The organism is Pleomorphochaeta sp. (assembly GCF_050031695.1).
GTDB lineage: Bacteria > Spirochaetota > Spirochaetia > Sphaerochaetales > Sphaerochaetaceae > Pleomorphochaeta.
Map to the genome: position 1 here is coordinate 23275 of NZ_JBNAIC010000020.1, position 25031 is coordinate 48305.

24 protein-coding genes and 1 tRNA gene are annotated in these 25031 nt (G+C 27.4%); 15 read left to right on the forward strand and 10 right to left on the reverse strand.

The window, feature by feature from the left end; translation table 11 throughout:
* Window positions 1-11 precede the first annotated feature (11 nt).
* Both ACPKM0_RS04115 and ACPKM0_RS04120 read right to left on the reverse strand, forming a co-directional pair.
* On the reverse strand, window positions 12-713 hold the full coding sequence (locus ACPKM0_RS04115) for a permease (RefSeq protein ID WP_472473569.1): 702 nt from the start codon (window positions 711-713) through the stop codon (window positions 12-14).
* Complete coding sequence (locus ACPKM0_RS04120; RefSeq protein WP_472473571.1) at window positions 710-1192, reverse strand: permease; 483 nt, start codon at window positions 1190-1192, stop codon at window positions 710-712. Before ACPKM0_RS04120 ends, ACPKM0_RS04115 begins: the two co-directional genes overlap by 4 nt.
* Window positions 1193-1282: 90 nt before the next feature.
* Here ACPKM0_RS04120 and ACPKM0_RS04125 point away from each other — a divergent pair, with 90 nt between their 5' ends.
* Window positions 1283-1912, forward strand: a complete 630-nt coding sequence (locus ACPKM0_RS04125; RefSeq protein WP_472473573.1) for a Crp/Fnr family transcriptional regulator — start codon at window positions 1283-1285, stop codon at window positions 1910-1912.
* A 97-nt stretch (window positions 1913-2009) separates the two neighbouring features.
* Here ACPKM0_RS04125 and ACPKM0_RS04130 read toward each other — a convergent pair whose 3' ends face one another.
* The 3 genes from ACPKM0_RS04130 to ACPKM0_RS04140 are packed head-to-tail and all read right to left on the reverse strand — an operon-like array spanning window position 2010 to window position 5017.
* A complete protein-coding gene (locus tag ACPKM0_RS04130) occupies window positions 2010-2825 on the reverse strand; it encodes a carbohydrate ABC transporter permease (protein ID WP_472473574.1) in 816 nt (271 codons plus the stop codon).
* Complete coding sequence (locus tag ACPKM0_RS04135) at window positions 2822-3709, reverse strand: carbohydrate ABC transporter permease (protein ID WP_472473576.1); 888 nt, start codon at window positions 3707-3709, stop codon at window positions 2822-2824. Before ACPKM0_RS04135 ends, ACPKM0_RS04130 begins: the two co-directional genes overlap by 4 nt.
* Before the next feature lie 60 nt (window positions 3710-3769).
* Window positions 3770-5017, reverse strand: coding sequence for an ABC transporter substrate-binding protein (locus ACPKM0_RS04140; protein ID WP_472473578.1), 1248 nt, complete (start codon window positions 5015-5017; stop codon window positions 3770-3772).
* Window positions 5018-5167: 150 nt separating this feature from the next.
* Between ACPKM0_RS04140 and ACPKM0_RS04145 the strand changes: the two genes are divergently transcribed.
* The 9 genes from ACPKM0_RS04145 to ACPKM0_RS04185 all read left to right on the forward strand — a co-directional run bounded on the left by ACPKM0_RS04145 (window position 5168) and on the right by ACPKM0_RS04185 (window position 12937).
* The gene (locus ACPKM0_RS04145; RefSeq protein ID WP_472473580.1) at window positions 5168-6901 is read left to right on the forward strand and encodes a sensor histidine kinase; all 1734 of its coding nucleotides are present in this window, start codon (window positions 5168-5170) and stop codon (window positions 6899-6901) included.
* Entirely contained in the window at window positions 6898-8349 is a 1452-nt protein-coding gene (locus tag ACPKM0_RS04150) for a response regulator transcription factor (RefSeq protein ID WP_472473582.1), read from the forward strand. Before ACPKM0_RS04145 ends, ACPKM0_RS04150 begins: the two co-directional genes overlap by 4 nt.
* Window positions 8350-8361: 12 nt before the next feature.
* Entirely contained in the window at window positions 8362-8838 is a 477-nt protein-coding gene (locus ACPKM0_RS04155; protein ID WP_472473584.1) for a pyridoxamine 5'-phosphate oxidase family protein, read from the forward strand.
* Between the two features lie 8 nt (window positions 8839-8846).
* Complete coding sequence (locus ACPKM0_RS04160) at window positions 8847-9713, forward strand: radical SAM protein (RefSeq protein WP_472473586.1); 867 nt, start codon at window positions 8847-8849, stop codon at window positions 9711-9713.
* Between the two features lie 53 nt (window positions 9714-9766).
* Window positions 9767-10210: a D-aminoacyl-tRNA deacylase gene (gene dtd, locus ACPKM0_RS04165; RefSeq protein WP_472473588.1), complete on the forward strand. Its 444-nt coding sequence runs from the start codon at window positions 9767-9769 to the stop codon at window positions 10208-10210.
* Entirely contained in the window at window positions 10211-10795 is a 585-nt protein-coding gene (locus ACPKM0_RS04170) for an exonuclease domain-containing protein (RefSeq protein WP_472473590.1), read from the forward strand. It abuts the gene before it with no gap.
* Window positions 10779-11453: a YoaK family protein gene (locus ACPKM0_RS04175; protein ID WP_472473592.1), complete on the forward strand. Its 675-nt coding sequence runs from the start codon at window positions 10779-10781 to the stop codon at window positions 11451-11453. Before ACPKM0_RS04170 ends, ACPKM0_RS04175 begins: the two co-directional genes overlap by 17 nt.
* Window positions 11454-11517: 64 nt before the next feature.
* Window positions 11518-11590: transfer RNA gene (locus ACPKM0_RS04180), tRNA-Ala, on the forward strand.
* Between the two features lie 69 nt (window positions 11591-11659).
* Entirely contained in the window at window positions 11660-12937 is a 1278-nt protein-coding gene (locus tag ACPKM0_RS04185) for a M18 family aminopeptidase (RefSeq protein WP_472473594.1), read from the forward strand.
* Window positions 12938-12973: 36 nt separating this feature from the next.
* On the opposite strand, the gene ACPKM0_RS04190 is transcribed toward ACPKM0_RS04185, so the two are convergent.
* Complete coding sequence (locus ACPKM0_RS04190) at window positions 12974-13861, reverse strand: phosphatase PAP2 family protein (protein ID WP_472473596.1); 888 nt, start codon at window positions 13859-13861, stop codon at window positions 12974-12976.
* A gap of 131 nt (window positions 13862-13992) precedes the next feature.
* Window positions 13993-14421 carry a rhodanese-like domain-containing protein gene (locus ACPKM0_RS04195; RefSeq protein ID WP_472473598.1) on the reverse strand — a complete coding sequence of 143 codons (429 nt, stop codon included), beginning with the start codon at window positions 14419-14421 and terminating at the stop codon, window positions 13993-13995.
* Window positions 14422-14834: 413 nt separating this feature from the next.
* Here ACPKM0_RS04195 and ACPKM0_RS04200 point away from each other — a divergent pair, with 413 nt between their 5' ends.
* The 4 genes from ACPKM0_RS04200 (at window position 14835) to hydF (ending at window position 18843) form a co-directional block, all read left to right on the forward strand.
* Entirely contained in the window at window positions 14835-16517 is a 1683-nt protein-coding gene (locus tag ACPKM0_RS04200; RefSeq protein WP_472473600.1) for a Na/Pi cotransporter family protein, read from the forward strand.
* A gap of 86 nt (window positions 16518-16603) precedes the next feature.
* Window positions 16604-17227 carry a histidine phosphatase family protein gene (locus ACPKM0_RS04205; RefSeq protein WP_472473602.1) on the forward strand — a complete coding sequence of 208 codons (624 nt, stop codon included), beginning with the start codon at window positions 16604-16606 and terminating at the stop codon, window positions 17225-17227.
* Between the two features lie 168 nt (window positions 17228-17395).
* The gene (locus ACPKM0_RS04210; protein WP_472473604.1) at window positions 17396-17641 is read left to right on the forward strand and encodes a TM1266 family iron-only hydrogenase system putative regulator; all 246 of its coding nucleotides are present in this window, start codon (window positions 17396-17398) and stop codon (window positions 17639-17641) included.
* Window positions 17642-17643: 2 nt separating this feature from the next.
* Entirely contained in the window at window positions 17644-18843 is a 1200-nt protein-coding gene (gene hydF, locus ACPKM0_RS04215) for a [FeFe] hydrogenase H-cluster maturation GTPase HydF (protein ID WP_472473606.1), read from the forward strand.
* A gap of 21 nt (window positions 18844-18864) precedes the next feature.
* Here hydF and ACPKM0_RS04220 read toward each other — a convergent pair whose 3' ends face one another.
* On the reverse strand, window positions 18865-19944 hold the full coding sequence (locus ACPKM0_RS04220; RefSeq protein ID WP_472473608.1) for a phosphotransferase enzyme family protein: 1080 nt from the start codon (window positions 19942-19944) through the stop codon (window positions 18865-18867).
* A gap of 77 nt (window positions 19945-20021) precedes the next feature.
* Window positions 20022-20933: an AraC family transcriptional regulator gene (locus tag ACPKM0_RS04225; protein ID WP_472473610.1), complete on the reverse strand. Its 912-nt coding sequence runs from the start codon at window positions 20931-20933 to the stop codon at window positions 20022-20024.
* A gap of 552 nt (window positions 20934-21485) precedes the next feature.
* On the opposite strand from ACPKM0_RS04225, the gene ACPKM0_RS04230 reads away from it, so the two are divergent.
* Window positions 21486-22607 carry an NAD(P)/FAD-dependent oxidoreductase gene (locus ACPKM0_RS04230; protein WP_472473612.1) on the forward strand — a complete coding sequence of 374 codons (1122 nt, stop codon included), beginning with the start codon at window positions 21486-21488 and terminating at the stop codon, window positions 22605-22607.
* Here ACPKM0_RS04230 and ACPKM0_RS04235 read toward each other — a convergent pair.
* On the reverse strand, window positions 22596-24953 hold the full coding sequence (locus ACPKM0_RS04235) for an alpha-galactosidase (protein ID WP_472473614.1): 2358 nt from the start codon (window positions 24951-24953) through the stop codon (window positions 22596-22598). The two genes, ACPKM0_RS04230 and ACPKM0_RS04235, sit on opposite strands and share 12 nt — an antisense overlap.
* Window positions 24954-25031 lie beyond the last annotated feature (78 nt).

The following is a 25031-nucleotide window of genomic DNA, read 5'->3' on the forward strand; positions in this document are numbered from 1 at the left end:
TACTTCTTAAATTATTTGTTTATAGCATGTACAGGGCAATTTTTAATTGCCTCTTTTAATTTTTCTTGATCTATATCTTCAAGATCTTTTAATTTAGCTTTTTTATTATTAACTTCAAATAACTCAGGATATTTTTTACTACAAATACCACATCCAATACAGGCTCTAATATTAATATCTACTTTTCCATCATAGAATGCTTCATCTACTTTTAAATCTTCATCTTTGATAAAGCTGTTCATAATAGTTGCAAAAATTAATATAGCTATTATTGTTAAAATCCATCTTATAGCCATAAATTGAAGACCTAAAAATTTTACTTCGTTAATTAGCATTGGAACTTTTACTACAGCCCATGTGCTTAATATAATAACAATATTTTTAACAGAAGCACCTTTTTTATGTAACATTACAGTTATTGGAAAAGCCGCATAAATAGGTCCTGCTGAAACACTTCCTAATACAAAAGCTAAAAGGGTACCTTTTGCCTTAGATTCTTTTCCTAAAAACTTCATTATAGTTTCTTTATCAACCCATGTGTCTAATAATGCAGTTAATACAAATATAATAGGCATAATCATTAGCATTTCTTTTATATAATATCCACTGTTTTTAACACTTGTTATAGCCATTGGTTTATAGAAAATAAATAATAGAACATATACTAATATAACGATAACAGTTAATATATTGTTTTTAATCTTTTTAATCATAATATTGCTCCCATTACTAATGCAATTAATATTGCAAATATAAAACTAAGTACATTTCTAGAAATTGCAAACTTAAGTCCAAATTCTTTTTTTTCAAGTGGAAATGTAACTATTCCAACCATTGTTAAAGTTGTTAAGAAAGCAACAGCTGCTACAATATTGATTGATGCATCTACTAGTGTTCCAACAAGTGGAAAAGCTATAAAAGCTGGTATCAATGTTATTGCTCCAACTAGTGCTGAACCAACAGTTGCAATGATTGGGTTTTGACTTTCAATAAAACTAGCTATGTTTTCAGCTGGTATAAATGCTAAAACTAATCCAATAATTAATATAACTGTTAATATGTTTAATACCATTGATCTTCCCATTCTAACGGCATTTTTTAGTGCGTTTATAGTTTTATCCTTGTCTCGAATAAACGAATATAAAGCAAAAATTATTGTAATTATCCACATTGCTAATGTAAAAATATCCATATTCTTTTCTCCTGTATGGTTGCTAGTATTAACTAAAATCTAGTATAATAAAAGACACAGATGTGACTATTTAAAATAAAAGGTGTATAAATGTTAAAAGAAAAATTACAAAAAATATCATTTCTAGAAAGTTATGATGAGATAGATACATTAATTGAAATGAAATGTTTAAAATATAAAGAATATGAAAAAAATCATACAATTAGAGAGGCTCAAGAGGCCTGTGAATGGGTAGATTTTGTAATAGAGGGAACTGTTATAGCTTATTCTTTAAGTGAAAATGGTAATGCTACAACAATGTTTGAGTTTAATAAAGATAGTATTATTGGAGCAAATTTGATCCTAACAGGAGGTATTTATCCATTAACTTTTTATTCTAAAGGTTATACAGAAATAATTAGCATAAAAAAATGTGGAATTTATAAACTTCTACATAATTATGATTTTACACTAAATTTTTTTAAATCATTATCAATTAACTCACAAAATCTTAATAAAAAAGTTTTTGTTTTCCATAGAAAAACTATTAGAGAAAATTTGCTTAATTATTTTGAAGAACAATCAGTTATACAAGGTTCTACTCTTATAAAATTACCAATAAGTAAAAAACAATTAGCTGATTATTTAGGTATACAGAGGCAATCTCTTTTTAGAGAGTTAAAAAAGTTAAGTGATGATAAGCTTATTGAGATAAATAATAGAGAGATTGAAATATTATAATTTCTCATCAATTGATGAAATAAAAATAGTAGTTCGAGAAAGTGAACTACTATTTTGTTTGTTGATTGTTGTTTTCTGTTTTTATTAATAATAATTGTTATTTTATAGCTGAATCTACCATACCTTTAATAAAGTATTGTTGAAGGGCTAAGAACAATATTACTACTGGGAAAATTGCAATTAAAGCTGCTGCTGCTGCCGCATTTAGATTAGAAGTTTCTTGTGAGAAGAAAGATGAAATTGCAACAGTAATTGTTTTCATAGCTGTTTTTTGCATAATATAGAGTGAGAATTGATAGTCATTCCAACAATGAATACCAGTTAAAATTATTACAGATGCTGTAACAGGTTTTAATTGTGGTAAAATAATTTGATAGAATGTTCTAGCAGGTCCAGCTCCATCTATTTGAGCTGCTTCATCTAATGCATTAGGAATCGCTCTAATAAAGTTTGTAAACATGAATATACTCATAGGTAATTCGAATGTTAATAAAGTTACCACAAGTCCCCAATATTTATTTATTCCGTGATAATCTACTAAAGTTGCATATAAAGGAACTAAAATACTAAGTGGTGGAACCATCATTATAGCAAGTGAAAAGTTTCTAATAAATTTTGTAAATTTAACATTCTTTCTAGCTAATGGATAAGAAGTTAATGCACCAACTAAAACTATTAAAGCAATTGAAAAAACTGTAATAATAATTGAGTTTTTTATGGATGTAAAAATGTGTCCTTTTTGAATTGCATATAAGAAGTTATCCATTGTTATATTTGATGGGAAATGCCAATAAGAACTTAAATCACTTTGTGGTTTAAATGAAATGCCTACTAAGACATACATTGGAATTAAATAGATTACTGATATAAGTATTACTAGTGGATATCTCCATGTATTTTTCTTGTTTATCATGTCATGTTCTCCTGGAATTTGTTTAAGGCATTAGTTGTTATAAAACTGATTACCATTATTAATACAAATGCAACTAGCCCAATAGCTGATGCAAACCCAGCATTTTCACTTCCAAAATATGTTCTATTAACTAAAGTTGAAAGAGAATGTGAGTCATAACCTGGACCACCTTTAGTTAAAGCCATAATTACATCAAATAATTTTAGACCACCAATTAAGTTGATAACAACAGCTGAATTAATTGCTGGAGCTAATAATGGTAATGTAATATATTTGAATAATCCCCATCCATGTACACCATCTAAATTTGCAGCTTCATAATACATTGCTGGAATACCTTGTAGTCCTGCTAAATATATAACCATTGAAATACCAACAAATTGCCATGAGTTTATAAGTGTCATAATAGCAACACCACGTTTACCATTTGCTAGCCAATCAAGACCTTCTTTTGCAACATTCCAAGGTAATTGGTTAATAGCACCATCAAGTGTGAAGAAGAAATACATAATATAACCCATAAGTAATGGTGCAATCATTACTGGAAGATATATTATTGTTCTAGCTGTGTCTCTGCCTCTAAATTTATTATTAAGCAATAATGCAAAAGATAAACCAAATATATTTTGTAAAAGAGTTGAACCAATACCATATACTAAAGTATTTAATAAAGCTCTTCTTACATTTTGATCAGTAACTAATCTTACGAAGTTGGAGAAACCGACCATTCTATATGATTTTGAATATCCATTCCAGTTTGTAAAAGATAAGAAAATACCTCTTGAAAATGGAACTATTACAAACATTGTGAATAAAATTACAGCAGGGATTGTAAAAGAATACATAGTGATATCTTGCTTTTCTCTAAATGATAATTTTCTCATTTTCCCCTCCTTGTTTTTAGGAGTAATATGCCCATTTTATTGGGCATATTACTTATTTTATTAATATTTGTCGTAATAGTTTTGAGCCATTGTTTTAGCTGCGTTTTCTACAGCGTTTGGTTTTTTAGCTAGGATATCAGCCCCTGTTGCACACATAACATCCCACATACCACTAGGTAAGTATTCTCTATCGAAATAAGGGAAAGTTTTTGTATCTGCATATTTATCATAGAAAGGTTTTAATTCGCCTAAGTCAGGAGATACGATTGATAAACCTGCAGGAGATCCACTTGCTTCAGCAATTCTTTTAATGTTTTCAGCTTTTGCTAAGAAGTTTAAGAATTCAATTGCAACATCTTTATTAGGAGATTCATTGAATACACCAATAGCTGTTCTTTCTCCTGAGATAAGAGTAGGTTCATCACTGCTTACTCTTGCAGGAATTGGCATCATACCTAAATTAACATCTGGGTTATAGCTCTTAACAGCGTTAAATGCATAGTTACCATAGAATCCGAATGCAGCTTCACTAGCAGCTAAAGCTTTTAAGTCTGAAAGATAATCAGCTGTTAAAGCATCTCTATTAAAGTATCCTTTTTCAACCATGTCAGCCATAAGTTGAGCTAGTTCTACCCATAGTTGTTCGTCAAATGTTCCACTCTTTAAAGCAGCTCTTTGGTTATTAGATTCATCTGTGATATAGAATGAAGGAGCTGCCCAGTCAAAGAATTGTCCAATTGGCCAGTTGTCTTTACCACCCATGTGAATAGGAGTTACACCATTATCTTTTATTTTTTGACATGCTGCATCGAAGTCATCCCAAGTTTTAATATCATCAACATTAACACCAGCTGCTTCTAAAACATCAGCATTATAAATAATACCAGCAATATCTACATCCATTGGAAGAACAAAAGTTTCGCCATCTTCGTTTGTGATAACTTCTTTAATTTGTGAGTTAATATCACCATACCAAGGAGTATCATTAATTGGTTCTAGATATTCGCTATATCTTAATACTGACCAACCGTGTGTTGTGAAAAGATCAGGAAGTTCATTAGCACTCATCTTTGTTTTCATTAATTCTTCATAAGAACTACCAGGAGCTGAGAATTCTACAATGTTTCCACTTTCAGCTTCATATTCTGTAGTAATTTCTTGTAATAGATCAGCGTGAATATCTGTCATGTTTGTCATAAATGTTAATTCAACAGGACCATCAGCTTTTGCACTTTCACTTTCTCCACCTGCAACTAAAGGAGAAACTACAAATAAAGTAGCTAATAAAATAGTTAATAATTTTTTCATTAAAATAACCTCCGTGTTTTGTTATTTGTTTTGTTTTTTATTTTATTATGTTTGTATCTTATTACTCATTTCAAATTTGCAAATAGATAAAATCCAACAAAATATGTACAGAATTCAACAATAGTATGATATATTTATCTACATATGAATATGAAAAAAAGAAAAAATTCCATAAGACTTACATTATATATAAAATTTATAATTAGTATAATTATACCTACTATAATTATCTCTATTGGTTATTCTTATTATTTTAATTCAGAGTATATTGAAAGGAGTGAAAGAGAAGCTAATAATATATTAATTACTACTGAAATGAAAGTTGAACAAGTATTAATTAATTTAAAAGAGGCTTGTGATGCTCCATACATTTCATCTGAAGCTTTTAAGGCTTTACCTTTGTTTATAAATCCAACTTTAGAAGTTGATCAGCTTCGACTAAATGAAATAGAAAGAAATTATGAAGAAATATTATTAAAAATAATGTTTCAATCTTCCCTTTCTATTGAATCGTTAACTTTTTATGGATATGAAGGCTTATCAAGTTTTGTTGTAAGTAGAGCTTCTGAAGGAATAAGTGAAAGTGATTACACCTTTGAGAGTGAATCTTGGTATAATTTAGTAAAAGAAAATCACGAAACTATTGTTTATTATTCGCCAACTCTTCCTCCATATTATAAGAAGTATAAAAAGTCTTTTCCAACTTTATCTTTAGTTACTAATGTTAGAAATTCAAATACAAATAAAGATATTGGTATGATGGTTGCAACCATTAGAGCTAATAAATTAAATAATGCAATTAATTCAACATTAATTGATAAAAAAGATAATTTATTATTAATGTTTAATGACGAAGTTATCAGCTCTAGTCGTGATATTAGTGAATCTGATTTAAATATACTAATCGATACAAAATATGAAAGCTTAGATGGATTTGATATCTTTGTTGAAAATATCAGTGATACAAATTTAAAGATTGTTTATTTATCTAGTACTACTAAAATGTATAAATCACTTATTTATTTTTTACTTATTTGTATTTCATTATTATTTATTGAATTAATCATTGGGTTATTAATATATCGTGCAAGTTCTAAAGAAATGGTAGATGATATTAATTTAATTTTAGATACGATGCAGGATATAGCTCATGGTGAATTAGATGTTGAAGCTCCTGATTCAACATTTGAATATTTGCAAGATTTTTCTGATGCCTTAAATTCCATGACAAAGCAATTAAAAAAGACAATTGATGATAGATATGTAGCTGTTATTAGTCGACAAAAGGCTGAATATATGGCCTTGCAATCTCAGATTAATCCACATTTTTTATATAATACTTTAAATGGATTTATTGGTTTAAATAGAATGGGAGAGCAAAAGAAACTTGAAAAATCTATTATCTCATTAACTAAATTATTTAGATATACATGTACAAATAATGATTTAGTACCTCTTCAATTAGAGTTAAATTTTGTAAAGGACTATTTAAAATTACAGCATATTAAATATGAAGATAGGTTGAAGATTGTATATGAAATTGCTAATGAATCAAAAAATATAATAATTCCTAAACTGATTTTACAACCATTAGTTGAAAATGCTATTGTTCATGGACTTGAGCCAATTTCTGAACAAGTTACTATAACTATTAAAACAATTGTAAATGAAACAATTACCGGTAATTCTTTATTCATAAGTATAAAAGATAATGGGGTTGGGTGTAGTAGTGATAAACTACAATTAAGTAATAGTGTTGCATTAAATAACATTAACGATAGAATAAAATTATTTAAAGCAGAAAGTATTATTAATTATAGATGCAAGAATAATGATGGCGTTGAAGTAATGATAATTATTCCAATAAGTGAGGAAGATTTATGATAATTGTAATAGCTGATGATAACTCTAATATTAGATTTGCCTTAAAAAGTATGTTGTTAGATATTTTAGATGAAGATGAAACAATCTTTTTTGAAGCAAAAGATGGTGTTGAGTTAGTAAGTGTTTTTTCAGATATTGATGCAGATTTAGCTTTTGTTGATATAAAAATGCCTAATATGGATGGCCTAAGTGCAATTGAAGAGATAAAAAAGAATAACGAGATGACAAGTTTTGTCATTCTTTCAGGTTTTAGTGATTTTAAATATGCAAAGAAAAGTATTTCTCTAGGCGTTAGTGATTATTTATTAAAACCCGTTGATGAGGATGATTTAAAAGAGTTGATTGAAAAAATATATGAAGAGAAAAAGCAAAATTCATATTTAGAAAATAGTACTTTTCAATCTCAGGTTTTTAATATTAATTCCTATCTCCCTCTACTTGGTGACTCTTTTAGCTTTAATGAACCTAAAATTGATAAGAATTTTGATTATTTATTAGTCGATTTTGTATTTTTTTATCCTAAAGATTTTAATGAAAGAAAAGCAGAGTTTAGATATACTAAGCTTATCAATATGCCAAAGAGATTAAGATCTGCTATTGATGAAGATATAATTATGTGCCATCTTGGAACTTCATTAAATTCTGTACAATGTTTAATTAAATGTTCTAAAAATAGAATTGAATATATCTTATCCATAATAGAGAAAAGTGTTTTGCATATTGAAGAATATCCAAATGTGATATTAAAATCTTTGTATTTGACAAATCATTCACTTTTAAAAATTTTAAAAGAAAATGAATCTTTGCAGTCTAAAATTTATTTATCATTAGATAAAAAGCCATATTCCTCAACAGCTATAACTAATAGAAGAGCTGATGTGGATATTTATTTAAATTATCTACAACAGTTGTTTGAAAATGCTCAAGAAAAAAATGGGTTAGAATATATTTCCATATTAGATAGGTTTGAGAAGGAATTTAAAACAATACCTAGTGATATTAATTTAGATAATATAATAAATTCTATTGGAACTGAATTAAACTTAGACCTATCTATTAAAAATCAGAAATCTTTAATTAAAAAGCTTAGAGAAAATAAGATATTGAGTGTTGAAAATACTAATGATTTAATAACACAAATGAAAGATTATGTTGAGAAGAATTATATGAACAACTTTGGGATTAATGAAGTAGCTGAGTATTTAAATTTTTCACCTAATTATTTAAGTACACAATTTCATAAAATAACAGATATTTATTTTGTAAATTACTTAAATAATTATAGATTAGAAAAAGCAAAACATTTATTATTAGCTAATTCTTCAGCATCTATAAAGGATATAGCTATGTTAGTTGGATATTCAAATGCTAGATATTTTAGTACTTTATATAAACAAGCCTTTGGGATATTACCAACTGCATACAGAAAGAAACATATTAATAAGTAAATGAGGATAATGATGAGACGTAATGATAGAGCAGTAAAAGATATTAATGAAATTAAACAAATATTAGATAATAATGATGTTTGTAGAATCGCTTTTAAAGATGATAATGGAATCTATATAGTTCCATTGACTTATGGATACTCTTTAAGTGAAGATGAAAAACTAACTTTTTATTTCCATGGTGCAAAGGTTGGAAGAAAAGTTAAGGCTTTTGAAGAAAATATGGAAGTTGGTTTTGAAATAGATGAGAAGAATGAATTAAAAGCTACTCTTGATACTAAAGCTTGTACATATACTTATTTATATAAAAGTATAATTGGAAACGGGATTGCTTCTATAATAGATGGATATGACGAGAAATTGTCAGCTTTAAGAATATTGATGAAACATGTAACAAAGAAAGATGATCTATATTTTAATGAAGCTTCAGTTAGAAATGTATTAGTGATGAAAATAGAAGTTTCATCTTATAGTGCAAAAAGACATTGAGGAAATAATTGCATAAAGTAAGAGCAAAAACAATTCTATCAAGTAATAATAATATGAACATATATAGAGGATGTACTCATGGATGCATTTACTGCGATTCAAGAAGTAATTGCTATAATATGAATCATGAATTTGAGGATATTGAAGTTAAAGAAAATGCTCTAGGATTATTAGAAGAAACTCTTAAGAAAAAAAGAAAGAAATCTATGATATTTACAGGGTCAATGAGTGACCCTTATATACCTATTGAAAAAGATTTAAAATTAACTAGAGGTGCACTTGAACTAGTTTATAAATATGGATTTGGAATTACTCTTTTAACAAAGTCTGATTTAATTCTAAGAGATTTAGATATTATCAAGAAAATTAATGAAAAGACGAAATGTGTTGTTCAAATGACTCTAACTAGTTCAGATGATCAAATTTCAAAAATCATTGAACCTAATGTTGTCCCTAGTTCAAGAAGATGTGAAGTATTAAAAATCTTTAGTGAAAATAATATACCAACGGTTGTATGGTTAGGTCCTATTCTTCCATATATCTTAGATACAAAAGCTAATATAAATCAATTAATTGATATGATGATTGAGTCTAAAGTTAAAGGTGTTTTATATTTTGGAATAGGTATGACCTTAAGGGAAGGTAACAGAGAATATTATTATAAAAATCTTGATAAATATTTTTATAATTTAAAAGAATTATATATCAATAAATATAAAAACCATTATTCAATTTATAGTGAAAATTCCAATGAATTATCCACACTTTTAAATAGAAGATTAAGGGATAATAATATAATGTATAAAGTAGAAGAAGTTTTTGCATATTTAAAAAAACTAGAGAAAAAAGAATATGTTCAATTAAGTCTCTTTTAATTAACTTTATTATTTATTAAAATATCCTTAATCAATTTTCGTTGAGGTGAAATATGAAATGTGTTATTCAACGTGTTAAAGAGGCTTCTGTAACTGTTGATGAAAAAATAGTAGGTGAAATCGATCATGGACTTTTAGTATATTTTGGTGTAGCTAAAGGTGATAAAGAAGAATATGTCGATTACGTTGTAAACAAGATTTCTAAACTTAGAATGTTTAGAGATGAGAATGATAAAATGAACCTAAGTGCTTTTGATGTTAATGCTAAAATATTAGTTGTAAGTCAATTTACTCTTTATGCTAATCTTAGAAAAGGCAATAGACCTTCTTATGATAATGCAGAAGTTCCCAAAAGGGCTAATGAACTGTATGAAATGGCTGTAAAAAAGTTTAGAGATTTAGGTTTTGTAACTGAAACTGGAGTATTTGGTGCACATATGGATGTTAGATACTTAAATGATGGACCAGTTACAATGATATTGGAGAAAATAGAATAGATGAATTATGTAGCCTTAGATTTTGAAACTGCAAATTCTAATAAAGGTGGAATAGCTTCAATAGGAATGGCAAAGTTTAATGAAGAGGGAGAAGTAATAGATACTTATTATTCATTAGTTTGTCCTAAAGTCGAATATTTTAGCCCAGCAATGACTAGAGTCCATGGGCTAGATTCTTCTGCTTGTTTAGCTTCTCCTACTTTTGACTTAATTTGGCCTGAAGTGAATGGTTTTATGGCAAATGATATAGTTATTGCTCATAATGTAAATTTTGACTATTCAGTTTTAAAAGGAAGTTTAGAAACTTATAATTTAGATTTCCCAACTAATGTTTTTTATTGTACTCTTCAAATTAGTAGAAAAAAATGGCCAAGTATGAAAAGTCATAAATTAACTTATTTAAGTGAACAATTTGAGTTAAATTACCGAGCCCATCACGCTCTTGATGATGCTATTAATTGTGGTAAGTTATTTAAAATAGCTTGTGGTGATAAAACTTTTGAAAGGGAAGTTTTAATTAATTATTTAGATTATGATTTAAAAGTTAAATCTAAAAAAATGGTTGAAGATGGGTATTTATTTTAATAAAGGCATTCAAACTTCTGAAAGTTTTGTTTTAGGGGGCTTATTAGCTTTAGTAGGTGGATATTTAGATACTTACACTTATTTCGGGCGGGGTGAAGTTTTCGCTAATGCACAGACCGGCAATATGGTATTAGTTGCAATAAGTATTGCTGAAAAAAATTATATAAATACAATTAAATATATCATTCCTATTATATGTTTTTTCTTAGGTGTAATTGTTGCTGAGTTTTTTAAACATAATCAAAAAGTAAATACCTTACATTGGAGACAAAATGTTTTATTAATTGAGATATTAGTATTGTTTTCAGTTATGTTTATAAAAGAAAGTGATATTTTAAATATCCTCGCAAATAGTTTGGTTTCTTTTGTATGTGCTCTTCAAGTTGAGAGTTTTAGGAAAATTCACTCAACCACTTTTGCAACAACAATGTGTACAGGAAATTTAAGAACTGCTAGTGAAAATTTATTTTTGTATAAAAAAAATAAAGATAAAACATTTCGTGATAAATCTATTAGATCTTTTTCAATAATTTTGATTTTTATAATAGGTGCAATACTAGGGACAGTGTTGACCTTGAAATTTAATACGTTCTCGCTCTTTGTTGTAATTCTATTATTAATTGCTTCTTTTGTGTTGATGAATAGAGAAAAAATATAATTTACTATAAAAAATAAGTATTGACCAACAATGACTTTAATGATAATTTTATTTCATATTTATTGGGGCTGTAGCTCACCTGGTAGAGCGCTTGAATGGCATTCAAGAGGTAGTCGGTTCGAGTCCGATCAGCTCCATTTCTTAAAACTTTTTTACCTATTTTCTTTTTTATTAATATGTTAAAATACTATTAATAGGAGTCTAAAATGGATAAAAAATATATTGATTCTACGAAAAATCTTCTAGATTTTATAACAAAAAGTCCAACTTGTTTTCAAGCTGTTGATACTATAGAAAAGACCTTGATTAATAATGGTTTTAATAAATTAAAAGAAAGTGAAAGATATAATATAGTAAGTGGTAAATCTTACTATGTTAAGAGAAATAATTCTTCTTTAATAGCATTTAAAATTCCAGAAACTTATAAAGGGTTTTCTATAATTTCTTCTCATACAGATTCTCCAACTTTTAAGATAAAAAGTAATCCAGAAGTAATTAAAAATAATAGTTATACATTATTAAATACAGAAGGTTATGGTGGTATGTTGTTAGCCCCTTGGTTTGATAGACCTCTTTCTATTGCAGGTAGAGTGTTTGTAAAAATAGGTGATTCTTTTGAAGAAAAACTTTTAACTATAGATAGGGATTTATTAACAATAGTAAATTTAGCTATACACCAAAATAAAGAAGCTAATAAAGGTATTGAGTATAAAAAGCAAGTAGATATGCTTCCTTTATTTGCTCTAGGTGATAAAAAAAATGTATTAAATGAGTTGATTGCTGAAACATTAAGTGTTGATGTAAATGATATATTATCAAGTGATTTATTTTTATATAATAGAGTAGAAGGTAGAATATGGGGATTAAATAATGAGTTTTATTCATCTCCAAGAATAGATGATTTACAAGGTGTTTATACCTCTATGACTGCATTAATTAATACAGAAGCTACTTCTTATATTAATATGGCATTATTTTTAGATAATGAAGAAGTTGGTAGTGGCACAAAGCAAGGTGCACTAAGCGACTTCTTAAAAATCACAATTGATAGAATTGCAAACTCTTTAGATTGGGATGTAGAAGAAAAATCCATTTATCAGGCTAATAGTTTTATGCTTTCTTGTGATAATGGACATGCTCTTCATCCAAACTATATGGAAAAAAGCGATATAGTAAATAAACCAATTATTAATGGTGGAGTATTAATTAAACATTCAGCAAATCAAAAATATACAACAGATGCATCATCTTTTGCATTATTTAAGATGATTTTAAAAAAGAATGATATAGAATATCAAGAATTTTTTAATAATTCTGATCAAGCTGGTGGTTCAACTTTAGGAAATCTAATTAACTTTTCCTATTCAATAAATACAATTGATATAGGTGTTGCTCAACTAGCAATGCATTCTCCTTATGAAAGTGCAGGTACTAAAGATACCTATAAACTGACTAAAGCAATGGAAGCTTTTTACTTAAGATAATAATTAATCCCTCATTTAGAGGGATTTGTTTTCTTTCTATGGAAAAAGTTTTTTAAATATTAATGGGAAAAGTGCGGTTAACCATAAACCCACAATTAAATATCTTATAAAAGCTCCAATATAATAAATGCTTTCTACAAATATTAATTTTAATCCATATTGAATAATTAGCATACCAAGTACTAAAACTAATACTCTCAACACTTTTTGTATTCTAGAGCCTTCAACACTAAAATTAATTTTTTTAATTTCATAAGCAATACCGATAAAACCACCAGCACTAAAAGCCATAGTTTTCATAAAATCAGAAAATGCTGTTTCATCAATTAAATTTAATTGTAAAAGTATTGCGAAAATAAAAGATAAAACAAAACTTAATATTGCATAAATAATACTTATTTTATATTTCTTATTTTCATCTTCACTGGCTTTTTCTAATTTAGGATAAAAAATAAGTGATAAAACAATACCAATAATTAAACCAGTTGCTACATCAAGAGGCCAATGAACTCCTAAATATATTCTACTAAGTCCAACTAAAACAATTACAATAGCACATAAAATAGAGACCTTTCGCTTACGTATAGAAAAAGATAGAGAACTATACATAGACGCAGCTCCTGTTGTATGGCCTGATGGAAATGAATATCCAGTAGCTGTAGCTAGTCTTTTACCATCAATTTCTTTTAATACCGTAAATGGTCTTGGTGCTTTAAATATTGCTTTTAAACTGCTCATTGTAAATAAACTTATTACAAGAGATCCACAAATAGCAAAACCTTTATTTTTATCAATAGTATACATTACTATTGCAAGTAAAAGTATTAATACAGTTTGTTCTCCTAGAAAGGATGCTATATTAGAAATTGAATCAAAAATCGGATTGCTGATATTAGTAAAAAAAATTAAGATTGCTTCTTGCATATAAATATCTCCTCTTTAACTTTATCTATTATATGATAAAAAGAGTGATAAAACTATATAAAATGAAAAAAAGAGATATTACATAAAGTCTAATGAAATATCTCTTTCAAAATTGAATAAATATATGATGATTATTTTACAACTTCATATGGCCAATCAATAATGCCACCAAAATCGTAGATATTATAATATCCATTGTTCATTAATATTCTTGCAGCTTGTGAGCTTCTATTCCCAGATCTACAATAAAGATAAAGTGTTTGATCTTTGTTTGGGTATTGTTTTAATACTTCTTCTTCTATTGTTGATAAAGGAATGTTAATTGCATTAGGAATGTGAGATGAATTAAATTCTTCTTCTGTTCTAACATCAATAATTATAGCTTCATTATTAGAATCAAAAATGGATTTTGCTTCTTCTGCACTGATTTTATTATATTTTATTTCTATTTGAGTTTCATTTTCATTTGTGTTTTTTTCTTGATTACCGGATGCAAAAACCGGTGTTAATATTATAATAAATATAATTGAAATTAATATAAGTGTTTTCTTTTTATCCATAAATTACTCCTTGCTATTATATTTAAATGATAATACTAATTTGAATAATTACAAGTGATTATGTCACAAAGAATTAAGGCTTGTTTTTTTTGCGTTATTTTTTATGTTAAGATAAATTAATAAAGCCTATCAAACTGGCTGAATTTGTATAAAAATATACACAATGTGTTATAATAAATTAGGTTGAATTATTTTTTTATAAAGAAATAATAAAATAAATTTTATTAGTTATAACTAAATTATTATTAAAATTTTAATGTATATATAAAATATTATAAAGTATAATTGTTTTTTAATAAAAAAAATGAGTTAATTGTAAAATAATAATTTTTTAATAATTTTCTAACAAATTGACATACCCATAATTCTTTGTTTATTCTTTTAATATTCGCAATATTAGGAAGGGTAGAAGAGTGAACGAATCTTTTAGCATTATCTTTGGCTTATTAGGTGGACTTGCTATATTTATATATGGAATGAACTTAATGAGTGAAGGTTTACAAAAGGTCGCAGGTGAAAGAATGCGACAAATTTTGGGAATCCTTACAAAAAATGTATTTTTTGGTGTTATTGCAGGTGCAATTACTACTATGGTATTACAAAGTTCAAGTGCAACAACTGTTATGGTAATTGGGTTTGTAAGTGCAGGGTTAATGAACTTACCTCAAGCTATTTCAGTTATATTAGGTGCTAACATTGGTACTACAATGACAGCACAATTAATAGCTTTTAAGCTAAGTGATTATATATGGCCAATATTGTTTTTCGGTTTTTTATTACATTTCGTACCAAAAAATGAAAAAACAAAGAATATAGGTTTAACAATATTCGCTTTTGGACTGTTATTTGTAGGTATTGATACTATGGGTGATTTAATGAAACCTTTAGCAAAATCACAAATATTTGTTGATATGATTACTCAAGTATCTCATATTCCTGTTTTAGGTGTTTTAGTTGGATCATTGATGACGGTTGTTGTTCAAAGTTCTTCTGCAACAATTGCAGTTTTGCAAAATTTTGCAAGTACGCCAGGACCTGATGGGATAACCTCAATTATAGGACTACAAGGTGCTATTCCAGTATTATTAGGTGATAATATAGGTACTACTATTACAGCTTTATTAGCATGTATAGGTCAGTCAAAAAATGCAAAAAGAACAGCTATAGCACACAGTATCTTTAATGTAGTTGGGGCAGTCATATTTATATTCCTTATAAATCCTTTTGCTGCTTTTGTACAAATGATTTCACCTAAGGGACCTGAATTAGAAATTATTTCAAGACAAATAGCTAATGCGCACACATCTTTTAATATCTTAAATACTTTATTATGGATGCCATTTGTATGGTTGATGGTTAAAATAGTTACAACTATTGTCCCAGGTAATCCAGTCGAAGAGGCTAGTGATAAGACAAATGCTATTTATTTAGATCCTCATTTGATAAATCAACCTGTCTTTGCTATGACTCTTTGTCAAAAAGAAGTAATTCAATCTTGTGAAACAATTTTACATGGTTTAAAAGATTCAAGATATTCTTTAGTACCTTTTGATAAAGAAGCATCAGTTGAAATGAAGGCTATGTGGAAAACTCAAAGAAATTTACAAAGAGAAATTCAACACTATTTATCTAGTATGATTTCTGTCGGTAATTCTACTGAAGAGCAAACAAATGCAATTACTGAATTGTTATTAGTTTCTTCAGGATTAGAGAGAATTTGTATTCAAATGAATAATATCTTTGAACAAATGATTGAATTAGATGAAAAGCAATTATGCTTCAGCGATGTGGGTGAAAAAGAATTTAGAAACAGTATGGATGCTGTTTATGAATTGTTTAAATCATCTATTGAAGTATTAAAAGACGGGGATGATGTAAGTATTGTTATGGTTATTGCATTAAGAGAAAGATTGACAGATATGGAAAAAGATATGCAAGATAATCACTTAGATAGATTAAACTCTGGTGTATGTAATCCAAAAATGACTCCTTATTTCAATACAATCTTAAATGACTTAACTAGTATTGGTACATATTGTTTAGACATTTGCCAATCTTTAAGTTATGGAATAAGTGTTTCTGTTGAAGATAGATAATATAATTTTATATATATTAAGAGCTAAGGCTTTATGCTTTAGCTCTTTTTTGCTATAAGAGTATTAAATATATTTGGAGAAAAAATATGGAAGATAAAAAATATCAAATTGTATTAATAAGACATGGTTATTCTTTGGGTAATGCTCTAAAAACATTAAGTGGTCAAAGTGATGTCCCATTAATGGAAAAAGGTAGAAAAGAATTAGTTGAATATAGAGAAAAATATAATTACATAGATACCGATATTTATTATAGTTCCGATTTAAGTAGATGTACTTCAACTTTTGAAGCACTGTTTGGTCCTGAAAAGAAACTCGATGCAACTTTTAAAGAGTTAAGAGAAATTAATTTTAAATCAAGGGAAAATGATACTTTTGTTTCAAGAGATCAACTTATTGAAATGTTTGAATTGTGGGTCAGAGATGATCCTAGTACAAATGATGTTGAATCTTTTTCTGAAATAAGGGATAGAATGGTTAAAATGTTCTATAAAACAATTGATGATTTGAAATCTAATAATAAAAAATCAGCTACTATTGTAACCCATTCGTGTGCTATGAAATGTTTATTAATTGGTCTTGGCCTTTATGAAAGAGAAGAATATAGAAATATTAGTGTGAATAATGGTCAAGGATATGTAATAAACTTAGAATTTGATAATGATTTGAAAATAAATGAATGCGTTAATTTATTTGATTATATTAAATAATATTGTTTAATTATTATTATTTTGATATTATAAATATAATAATTCTAATAGTGAAGATTTGTCTGAACTTGAAGATATTAATAATAAAATACTTCTGAAAAATTAGGAATTTCCCAAGAATAAGAAGATTTTTTCTTTTCTTTTCCTTCTTTTTCTTTTGGAGAAAAAATGGAAACTCGCTTAGCTATTATAGCAATAATAATTGAATCACCAGAATCTGTAACACAAGTAAATCATATTTTACACAATGCTTCTTCTTATATTATTGGAAGAATGGGAATGCCTTATTCTAAAAAAAATGTTTCAATAATTACCATTGTAGTTGATGCTCCACAAGATGTTATTAGTAGTTTATCAGGTAAATTAGGACAAATTTCATCAGTTAGCATTAAAACTACGTATTCAAAGGTATAACAATGAGCAATTTAAATTCTAGTCCTAGAAGTGTTAGGCTTCATATTGGTATTTATGGAAAAACTAATAGTGGTAAATCAACATTATTAAATGCACTTACTAAACATTCAACTTCTTTAGTATCCTCAGTTAAAGGGACAACTACAGATCCTGTTTATAAATCTATAGAATTATATGGGCTAGGGCCTTGTGTACTAATCGATACAGCAGGTTTTGATGATAGTGGAGAATTAGGTTCATTAAGAGTAAAAAAGACTAAAGACGCTTTGAAAAAGACTGATATTGCTATTTTATTATTTGATGCTACAAGTAGTGATATTGAAAAAGAAATCGAGTGGGCTAAGAAGTTAAAAAAATCTAATAAACCATATTTAGCTGTAATTAGTAAAACTGATTTGAATTCAGATACATCTTATTTAGAAAATGAGATTAAAACTAAATTAAATACTGATGTTATAAAAGTAAATACTGAAACTAAAGACTTACAGCATTTATTAAGAAAAGAGTTAATTAAAATAAATAAGAATAAAGTTGTACAAAAAAGTATAGCTGGTCATTTAGTAAATAAAAATGATGTTGTAATGCTAGTAATGCCTCAACAAATTAATGCTCCTGAAGGGAGGCTTATTTTACCACAAGTTCAAACTATTAGAGATTTATTAGATCATCACACGATTATTATAAGTGTTACAACAGATGAATTTGATAGTGCATTACAATCTTTAAAAGAGCCTCCAAAACTAATTATTGTTGATAGCCAAACATTCTCTATGATTTATCCTAAAAAACCTAAAGAAAGTATTTTAACTTCTTTTTCTATATTATTATCAGGCGTAAAAGGTGATGTTGAAGCTTTTGCAAAAGCAGCAAATCAAATTGATAATTTAAAAGAAAATTCTAAAGTATTAATAGCTGAAGCTTGTACCCATGCTCCTCTAGATGAAGATATTGGCAGAGTTCAAATCCCTAGGTTATTAAAAGAAAAAGTGGGCGATAATTTACAAATAGATTTTGTAAGTGGATCTGATTTTCCTGAAAATATAAGTGAATATGATTTAGTTATTCATTGTGCTGGGTGTATGTTTAATAGAACTTATATGATGAATAGATTAGAAGAATGTAACAATCATAATGTATTTATGACAAATTACGGTATTGCAATAGCTAAATTAAATAATATTTTAGATAACGTAAATTATTAGAGGCATAATGCCTCTAATTAATTATTCAATAAAACTAGTTAAGATATCCCATTTTTTATCCATATCTTTAATTAATTCTATTTGTGTTCTAGTCCTATCTAAATTGTGATTTTCTCTTTCAGTTTTATAATATATATCACCATTTATATAATCAGTTAAGAATCTAACTGCCATTATTTGTGTTATATTTCTTCCAGCTTCTATTAATAAAGACTTTTCTTCTTTTGATATAAAAGAATTAGCTACTTGTAAATATCCTTTTATCAAGGCTCTATAATATTCAACATTACATTTCATATTCTTATAATTTATTTCATCTTCAAGTGCTGTAGAAGTTGCTGTTCTAATCATATCTCCTACATCAAAAAGAATGGTACCTGGCATAACTGTATCTAAATCAATAATACAAAGAGCTTCATCACCACTGTTAGAAAATAATACATTATTTATTTTAGTATCATTGTGAGTTACATGGGATTTTATTTCTCCACTTTTGAATTTGTCCCAAATTATTGATCCTCTTTCTCTGTTATCGAGTAGAAAATTTATTTCATCTTGAACATCTTTTACTCTATTTTTTGGATCATTTTCAAGTGCTTTATCTAATTGATTATATCTAAATCCCATGTTATGGAAATCTTTAATTGTTTCATTTAAATTATTCCCATCTAAATCAGATAGTTGTTTTTGAAAAGTACTAATTGCAATTCCTAACATATATGCTTGTTGAGTATTATTAACCTTTTGATAAGTTTTGACATTGTCTATAAACTTATAAGTTCTCCAGTAGCTATTATTTTCATCAATATAAAATAATTTATCATCATTAGTATGTATTATTTCTAAAGATCTGTACTCTCTGTCATTGTAATCTTTTACTTTATTTTGGATATGGCAAGTTACGATATTAATATTATCCATTACTTGTTCAGGCTTCGTAAATACATATGTGTTTATTTTTTGGTGGGTATATTTTTCAATTTTCCCATTGTTATCAACACTAGAAATAAAAGTTGAGTTAATATGACCTTCTTTGTTGGCCTTATAGCTAATTAATGTTCCTTTTATGTTAAATGCTTCAAAAATTTTTTCGAATTTCATATAATTTTCCTTTTGAGATTAGTATATAAAATGCTTTATCATATGTATTGATTCAAAAGTTTATAAAATTTGCACAATTAGAAATCTTTATTTTTATTGTTATCACCTAAAATCAAAATAGATTTTGAATATTCACTAGGGCTCATTCCAACTATCTTCTTAAATTGTCGAGAAAAATAATGGATTGTTGAATAGCCAAGATTATCTGCAATTTGAGTAAAATTAATAGTTTCTTCTCTAATTAAATGTTTAGCTTCTTCTATTTTTAGTCTATAGAAATATTCCATTACACTCCAACCTGTCTCATCTTTAAATAATTTTTGAATTAAAGATCTACTCATTGAGCAATGAATACAAATATCTTCAAGAGTAATATTCTCTTTTATTTTACTTTCTAAAAATTTTATTACTAACTGAACTCTTCTTGAGTTTTCTTTTTCATGAATAGAAATTGTATTTGTTCTTTCATTGTTTGTTATCATTAGTTTAATTAAAAAAGTTTCTAAAGAAAGTCTAATTAAATCTAGTGAAAATTCAGGATAATTGGTTTTAAGAGTTAACTCTTTATAATATGGATCAGCTAAATTTGTTGAAAAAGCTTTATTTGATTCACTAATTATTGTATTTAAATAACTAGAAGTTTTTTTGTCAACTTTTAGAATTTTATCTTTAAAAAAATTCATACATTCGTCATTGGTATCAAATGCTATTACAAGTAAATTGGGAGAAATTTTCCCATTACAAACTACATCATGGAATTGATTAGGTTTATGGAAAATAATATCACCTTGTTTTAGGTTGTATTCTAACTTTCCATTAGTTATACCAACTTCTCCCTTATCTACATATAAAAACTCCCAAAAGTCATGGGATTCACCTTTGAATAAAAAGGTGCTTGGATATTCAAAATAATGTACTGATATTAAATTTTCAATATTTAGCTTTTTTTCTAGTGGTGTTAAAGTAAATCCGTTTTTTATCTTTTTCATAAGTATAATATACTAGATGTTTATTAACAGTTCTAGTAAAAAATATAAAAAAATAACATGAACAATTTTGTTAGAAAGGTAATATATTTTTTATACATCTATGTCATATAATTACGATTGTTAATAAATTAAATTTTAATGTAAAATTATATATAGTAATAAATTATAAAATATTGTTATCGATGAAACATTCTACAATTAGCCATGATTTATATTTTAATAATGGCTATTGTCATATCTTGCATGTTGACAATTCGCACTTTCTATGTTATTTTATTCTTGTCTGGCAGTGGGTTCGGTTGATTATATCCCGTTAATATACTTTTTAGTTTTTTTGTTCACCCACTGTTTGTTTCGGCATTGTTTTCCCCCTCAATTTGAGGTGATGACTGAAACACCCCTGTCGTTAAATCGACATCCCCTTTGAGAGTGCAAGCTTAGAGGGGAATTTTTTTATATATTTGCGTTATAAAATATTATTGTTAATGAATAGATATCATGATATTTTATATATATACAAATGTAAATTAATTAAATTATTAGGAGCCATAAGTGAATATAATTATTATTGGAAATGGTCCAGCAGGAAATACATTAGCATCTAAACTAGATTCAAAAGGATATAAAGTTGAAGTTTATTCAAATGAAGATGTCAGTTTTTATAGTAGAATAAGATTACCAAGTTGTTTAGGTAATTTAGAAAAATTGGACTCTTTATGTTCAAAAAATGAACCGTCCTACATTAATCATGAATCAGTTGTTGCAATTCATAGAGAAAGTAAATCTATTTTACTATCTAATGGAGAAGCAAAGCATTATGATAAATTAGTTTTAGCTACAGGCTCTAATCCTTTAGACTTTTTTAGTCACACAAAACTTGATGGGATTTTTACTCTTAGAACATATTTAGATGCAAAAAAAATAACTGAGCAAATTGAATCTCCTGTTTGTATTGTTGGGGGAGGTTTGTTAGGGCTTGAGAGTGCGCTTGAACTTAATGCTTTATCTCATGATATTACAGTAATTCAAGGTGAACCTTATGTTTTAAATAGACAATTAAATGAAGAAGCTGCAAAAATTGTTGAAGACAAATGTCTTCAAAGAGATAATTTTAAAATTATTTGTAATCACTTTGTTGATAGTGTTAATGGTAATAAGAGAATAGAAAAAGTAATTTTAGATGATAATAGAGAGATAAAGTGTAATAGTTTATTAATGGCAGCTGGGGTAAAACCTTCAGTTGCTTTAGCAAAAGCCTGTAATTTGGATGTAGCTAGAGCTATTACAATTAATGAATATTGTCAAACAAGTGATATGAACATTTATGCAATTGGAGATTGCGCAGAATATAAAGGACAATGTCCTGGCTTATTGCCTATTGCTTTAGCTACTGCTAATACTGCATTTAATCATATTATTGGTGAAAAAGTATCTTATGTAGCTCCCTCAAGTCTTCCAACTAGATTCCAAGCAGATGATTTAAGTGTCGCAAGTTTTGGAGTTTTAGAAGGGGAATGCCATTCAAAACAAGTTGAAGATAGATATGAAGCATGGTATATAAAAGATAAAAAAGTAGTAGGAGTAATTATTGTTGGATCAAAATCACACCTACCACTTGCAAAAGCTTCTTTAAATAAAGAAGTTGATAATATTGATGTATTATTAGATTTCTAGTTTTTTTAAGACATATAATCTTGAACCATAATCGCCTAGAACTCTTGTGATTTCGTTTTCATATTGAGTTCCGCCAAATTCTTGGTTTAAAACAAGTCCAGCTTTACTTAGTAACTCACCATAAACCCTATGGTGGGTTATTTCTATATTAAGTTGTAATATTTTAGATATCTCTTCAACTGCTTTACCTTGTAATAATTTGCTTGGTAAGAAGTGGTTGATTAAGTCTCCAAATACTGATAAATCTAACTTTTGTGGTCTGTTAAATAATTCATAAAATGCTTTATTATCTACAATAGGAATATATAATCTCTCAAGTGGAGGGTTTGGGATACTTCTAGCTCTAAAATCTAGTACTATTATTTCACTCTTATCGGTATTCATTACTGCCCAAACAGCTCTTTCTTTAGACTTGCTCATGGTTTGAATTCTAGCAAGGGTACCAAATTGTAAAGTATTTCTATAACGTTTATAGAAGTTTATTTGTTCTTTGATTTGCTCAATTTCATTTTTTGTAGCTGTGTTTAAATTTATTTCATATCCTAAGTTACCTATAGAGGCAACATTGAATCTTGATTCAATATCACTCTTTCTTAATGTTTGATGATTAGGACTAGCACTTACATGATTAGTCATAGCACTAAGAGGATATCCAAAACTTGTTCCTTCTTGTATGAATAATCTCTCATATACATCTGTACAATCACTTGTCCAGTTTTGTGGCATGAAACTTAGCATACCCAAATCATATCTGTTTCCACCAGCTGCGCAAGATTCGAATAATATTTTAGGAAATTTTTTAGTTAATCTTTCTAAAAGTTTATATAGACCTAAATAATATCTGTGATAGAATTCACCCATATTAGAAATTTCATTATTAATAGAATATAAATCACTAAATACTCTGTTAAAATCCCATTTTACATAGTCAACTTCACCTAATTCAAATATGTTTGAAAGAACGTCTTCTAGATATAGAATAACATCATCTCTGCTTAAATCTAAAATAAATTGGTTTCTGCCAACACTAGGTCGTCTACCTGGAATCATTATTGCCCAGTTTGGATGTTTATCAAATAAATCACTATTTCTACTAATCATTTCAGGTTCAACCCAAATCCCAAATAGCATTTTCATTTTATGAATTTGATTGGATAAATTACCTAAACCTTCTCTTAGTTTTTTAGTATTTACGATCCAGTCCCCAAGAGAAGAGGTATCATCATTTCTAGCACCAAACCATCCATCATCTAAAACAAATAATTCAGCTCCAATTTCTTTTGCTTTTTTTGCAAGATTGATAACTCTCTTATCATCAAAATCAAAATAAAAAGCTTCCCAAGAGTTTACTAAAATAGGTCTTTCTTTATTTTTCCAAAAGCCTCTTACTATATTATTATTTGCAAAATAATGTAAGTTCCTACTAACTGTACTAAAACCTTTTTCACTATAACTAAGGATTGCTTCAGGAGTTGAAAATCTTTCATTAGGATGTAAAATCCATTTAAATGAGGAATCATTTATTCCAGTTAATATTCTAGTTTGATTATAAGGAGTAACTTCAACTATTTCTTTGTGATTTCCACTATAAATTAGGTTCGTTGCATAACATTTACCATTTAATTCTTCACAATTTTTTTCACAAACATATATTAATGGATTATGATAAGCACTAGATGTTCCAACCTTTGAATCATTTACTAATATTCCAGGTTTAGTCTCTCTTCTATTAATATGTCTTTCTCTTGCCCATGCGCCATCAAAAGTAACTACATCAAAGCCACAATTATCTATGTCTAATTGTAAGGAATATATACTATCAATTGTGATATTTTTGCTAGCATAGTTAAATAATTCAACTTTTCTAGTTATAACATCACAAAAATTAAACACACCATATGTTAATAATAGTTTAATATCTAATTCACGGTCTTTTAATGTTATTTTTAATGTATCACATTCTTCTCTATCACCATAAGATTCAGGAAGATTAGAAAAAGATTTTGGTTTTGCAGGAGTAATTTCAAAACCTTGATAAACAAAGTCTAAAGTTTGCATTCCTCCATTATAACTAACTTTAATAGAGGGTTCTCTATAATCACCTTTACCAACTGTAGATATTTCTTGTTTAATTAGTCCTAAATCTAATTTACTATCTTCTTCATAAAAAGTTGCAGTTCCAGCCTCTTGTTTATACTTTGTAGATAATAGACTTGCATTTATGCTTCTCTCATCTAGGTGAGAACCATAATATAAATGCTCTAGGTGTTCATTGAGAGTTGTTTGAAATAAATAAGTAGTATTAGCTGTTGATAAATTAAATAACCCATTTTTTTGACTAATCATTAGAAATCTCCTTGTACTAATAGCTTTCTTGATTATAATTATAGTAGAGATATTAAAAATGTTCTATGTTTTTTTTTG

Coding starts and splice junctions, on each gene's coding strand:
- ACPKM0_RS04115 (WP_472473569.1), bottom strand. CDS start 713: ATGATTAAAAAGATTAAAAACAATATATTAACTGTTATCGTTATATTA.
- ACPKM0_RS04120 (WP_472473571.1), bottom strand. CDS start 1,192: ATGGATATTTTTACATTAGCAATGTGGATAATTACAATAATTTTTGCT.
- ACPKM0_RS04125 (WP_472473573.1), top strand. CDS start 1,283: ATGTTAAAAGAAAAATTACAAAAAATATCATTTCTAGAAAGTTATGAT.
- ACPKM0_RS04130 (WP_472473574.1), bottom strand. CDS start 2,825: ATGATAAACAAGAAAAATACATGGAGATATCCACTAGTAATACTTATA.
- ACPKM0_RS04135 (WP_472473576.1), bottom strand. CDS start 3,709: ATGAGAAAATTATCATTTAGAGAAAAGCAAGATATCACTATGTATTCT.
- ACPKM0_RS04140 (WP_472473578.1), bottom strand. CDS start 5,017: ATGAAAAAATTATTAACTATTTTATTAGCTACTTTATTTGTAGTTTCT.
- ACPKM0_RS04145 (WP_472473580.1), top strand. CDS start 5,168: ATGAAAAAAAGAAAAAATTCCATAAGACTTACATTATATATAAAATTT.
- ACPKM0_RS04150 (WP_472473582.1), top strand. CDS start 6,898: ATGATAATTGTAATAGCTGATGATAACTCTAATATTAGATTTGCCTTA.
- ACPKM0_RS04155 (WP_472473584.1), top strand. CDS start 8,362: ATGAGACGTAATGATAGAGCAGTAAAAGATATTAATGAAATTAAACAA.
- dtd (WP_472473588.1), top strand. CDS start 9,767: ATGAAATGTGTTATTCAACGTGTTAAAGAGGCTTCTGTAACTGTTGAT.
- ACPKM0_RS04170 (WP_472473590.1), top strand. CDS start 10,211: ATGAATTATGTAGCCTTAGATTTTGAAACTGCAAATTCTAATAAAGGT.
- ACPKM0_RS04175 (WP_472473592.1), top strand. CDS start 10,779: ATGGGTATTTATTTTAATAAAGGCATTCAAACTTCTGAAAGTTTTGTT.
- ACPKM0_RS04185 (WP_472473594.1), top strand. CDS start 11,660: ATGGATAAAAAATATATTGATTCTACGAAAAATCTTCTAGATTTTATA.
- ACPKM0_RS04190 (WP_472473596.1), bottom strand. CDS start 13,861: ATGCAAGAAGCAATCTTAATTTTTTTTACTAATATCAGCAATCCGATT.
- ACPKM0_RS04195 (WP_472473598.1), bottom strand. CDS start 14,421: ATGGATAAAAAGAAAACACTTATATTAATTTCAATTATATTTATTATA.
- ACPKM0_RS04205 (WP_472473602.1), top strand. CDS start 16,604: ATGGAAGATAAAAAATATCAAATTGTATTAATAAGACATGGTTATTCT.
- ACPKM0_RS04210 (WP_472473604.1), top strand. CDS start 17,396: ATGGAAACTCGCTTAGCTATTATAGCAATAATAATTGAATCACCAGAA.
- hydF (WP_472473606.1), top strand. CDS start 17,644: ATGAGCAATTTAAATTCTAGTCCTAGAAGTGTTAGGCTTCATATTGGT.
- ACPKM0_RS04220 (WP_472473608.1), bottom strand. CDS start 19,944: ATGAAATTCGAAAAAATTTTTGAAGCATTTAACATAAAAGGAACATTA.
- ACPKM0_RS04225 (WP_472473610.1), bottom strand. CDS start 20,933: ATGAAAAAGATAAAAAACGGATTTACTTTAACACCACTAGAAAAAAAG.
- ACPKM0_RS04235 (WP_472473614.1), bottom strand. CDS start 24,953: ATGATTAGTCAAAAAAATGGGTTATTTAATTTATCAACAGCTAATACT.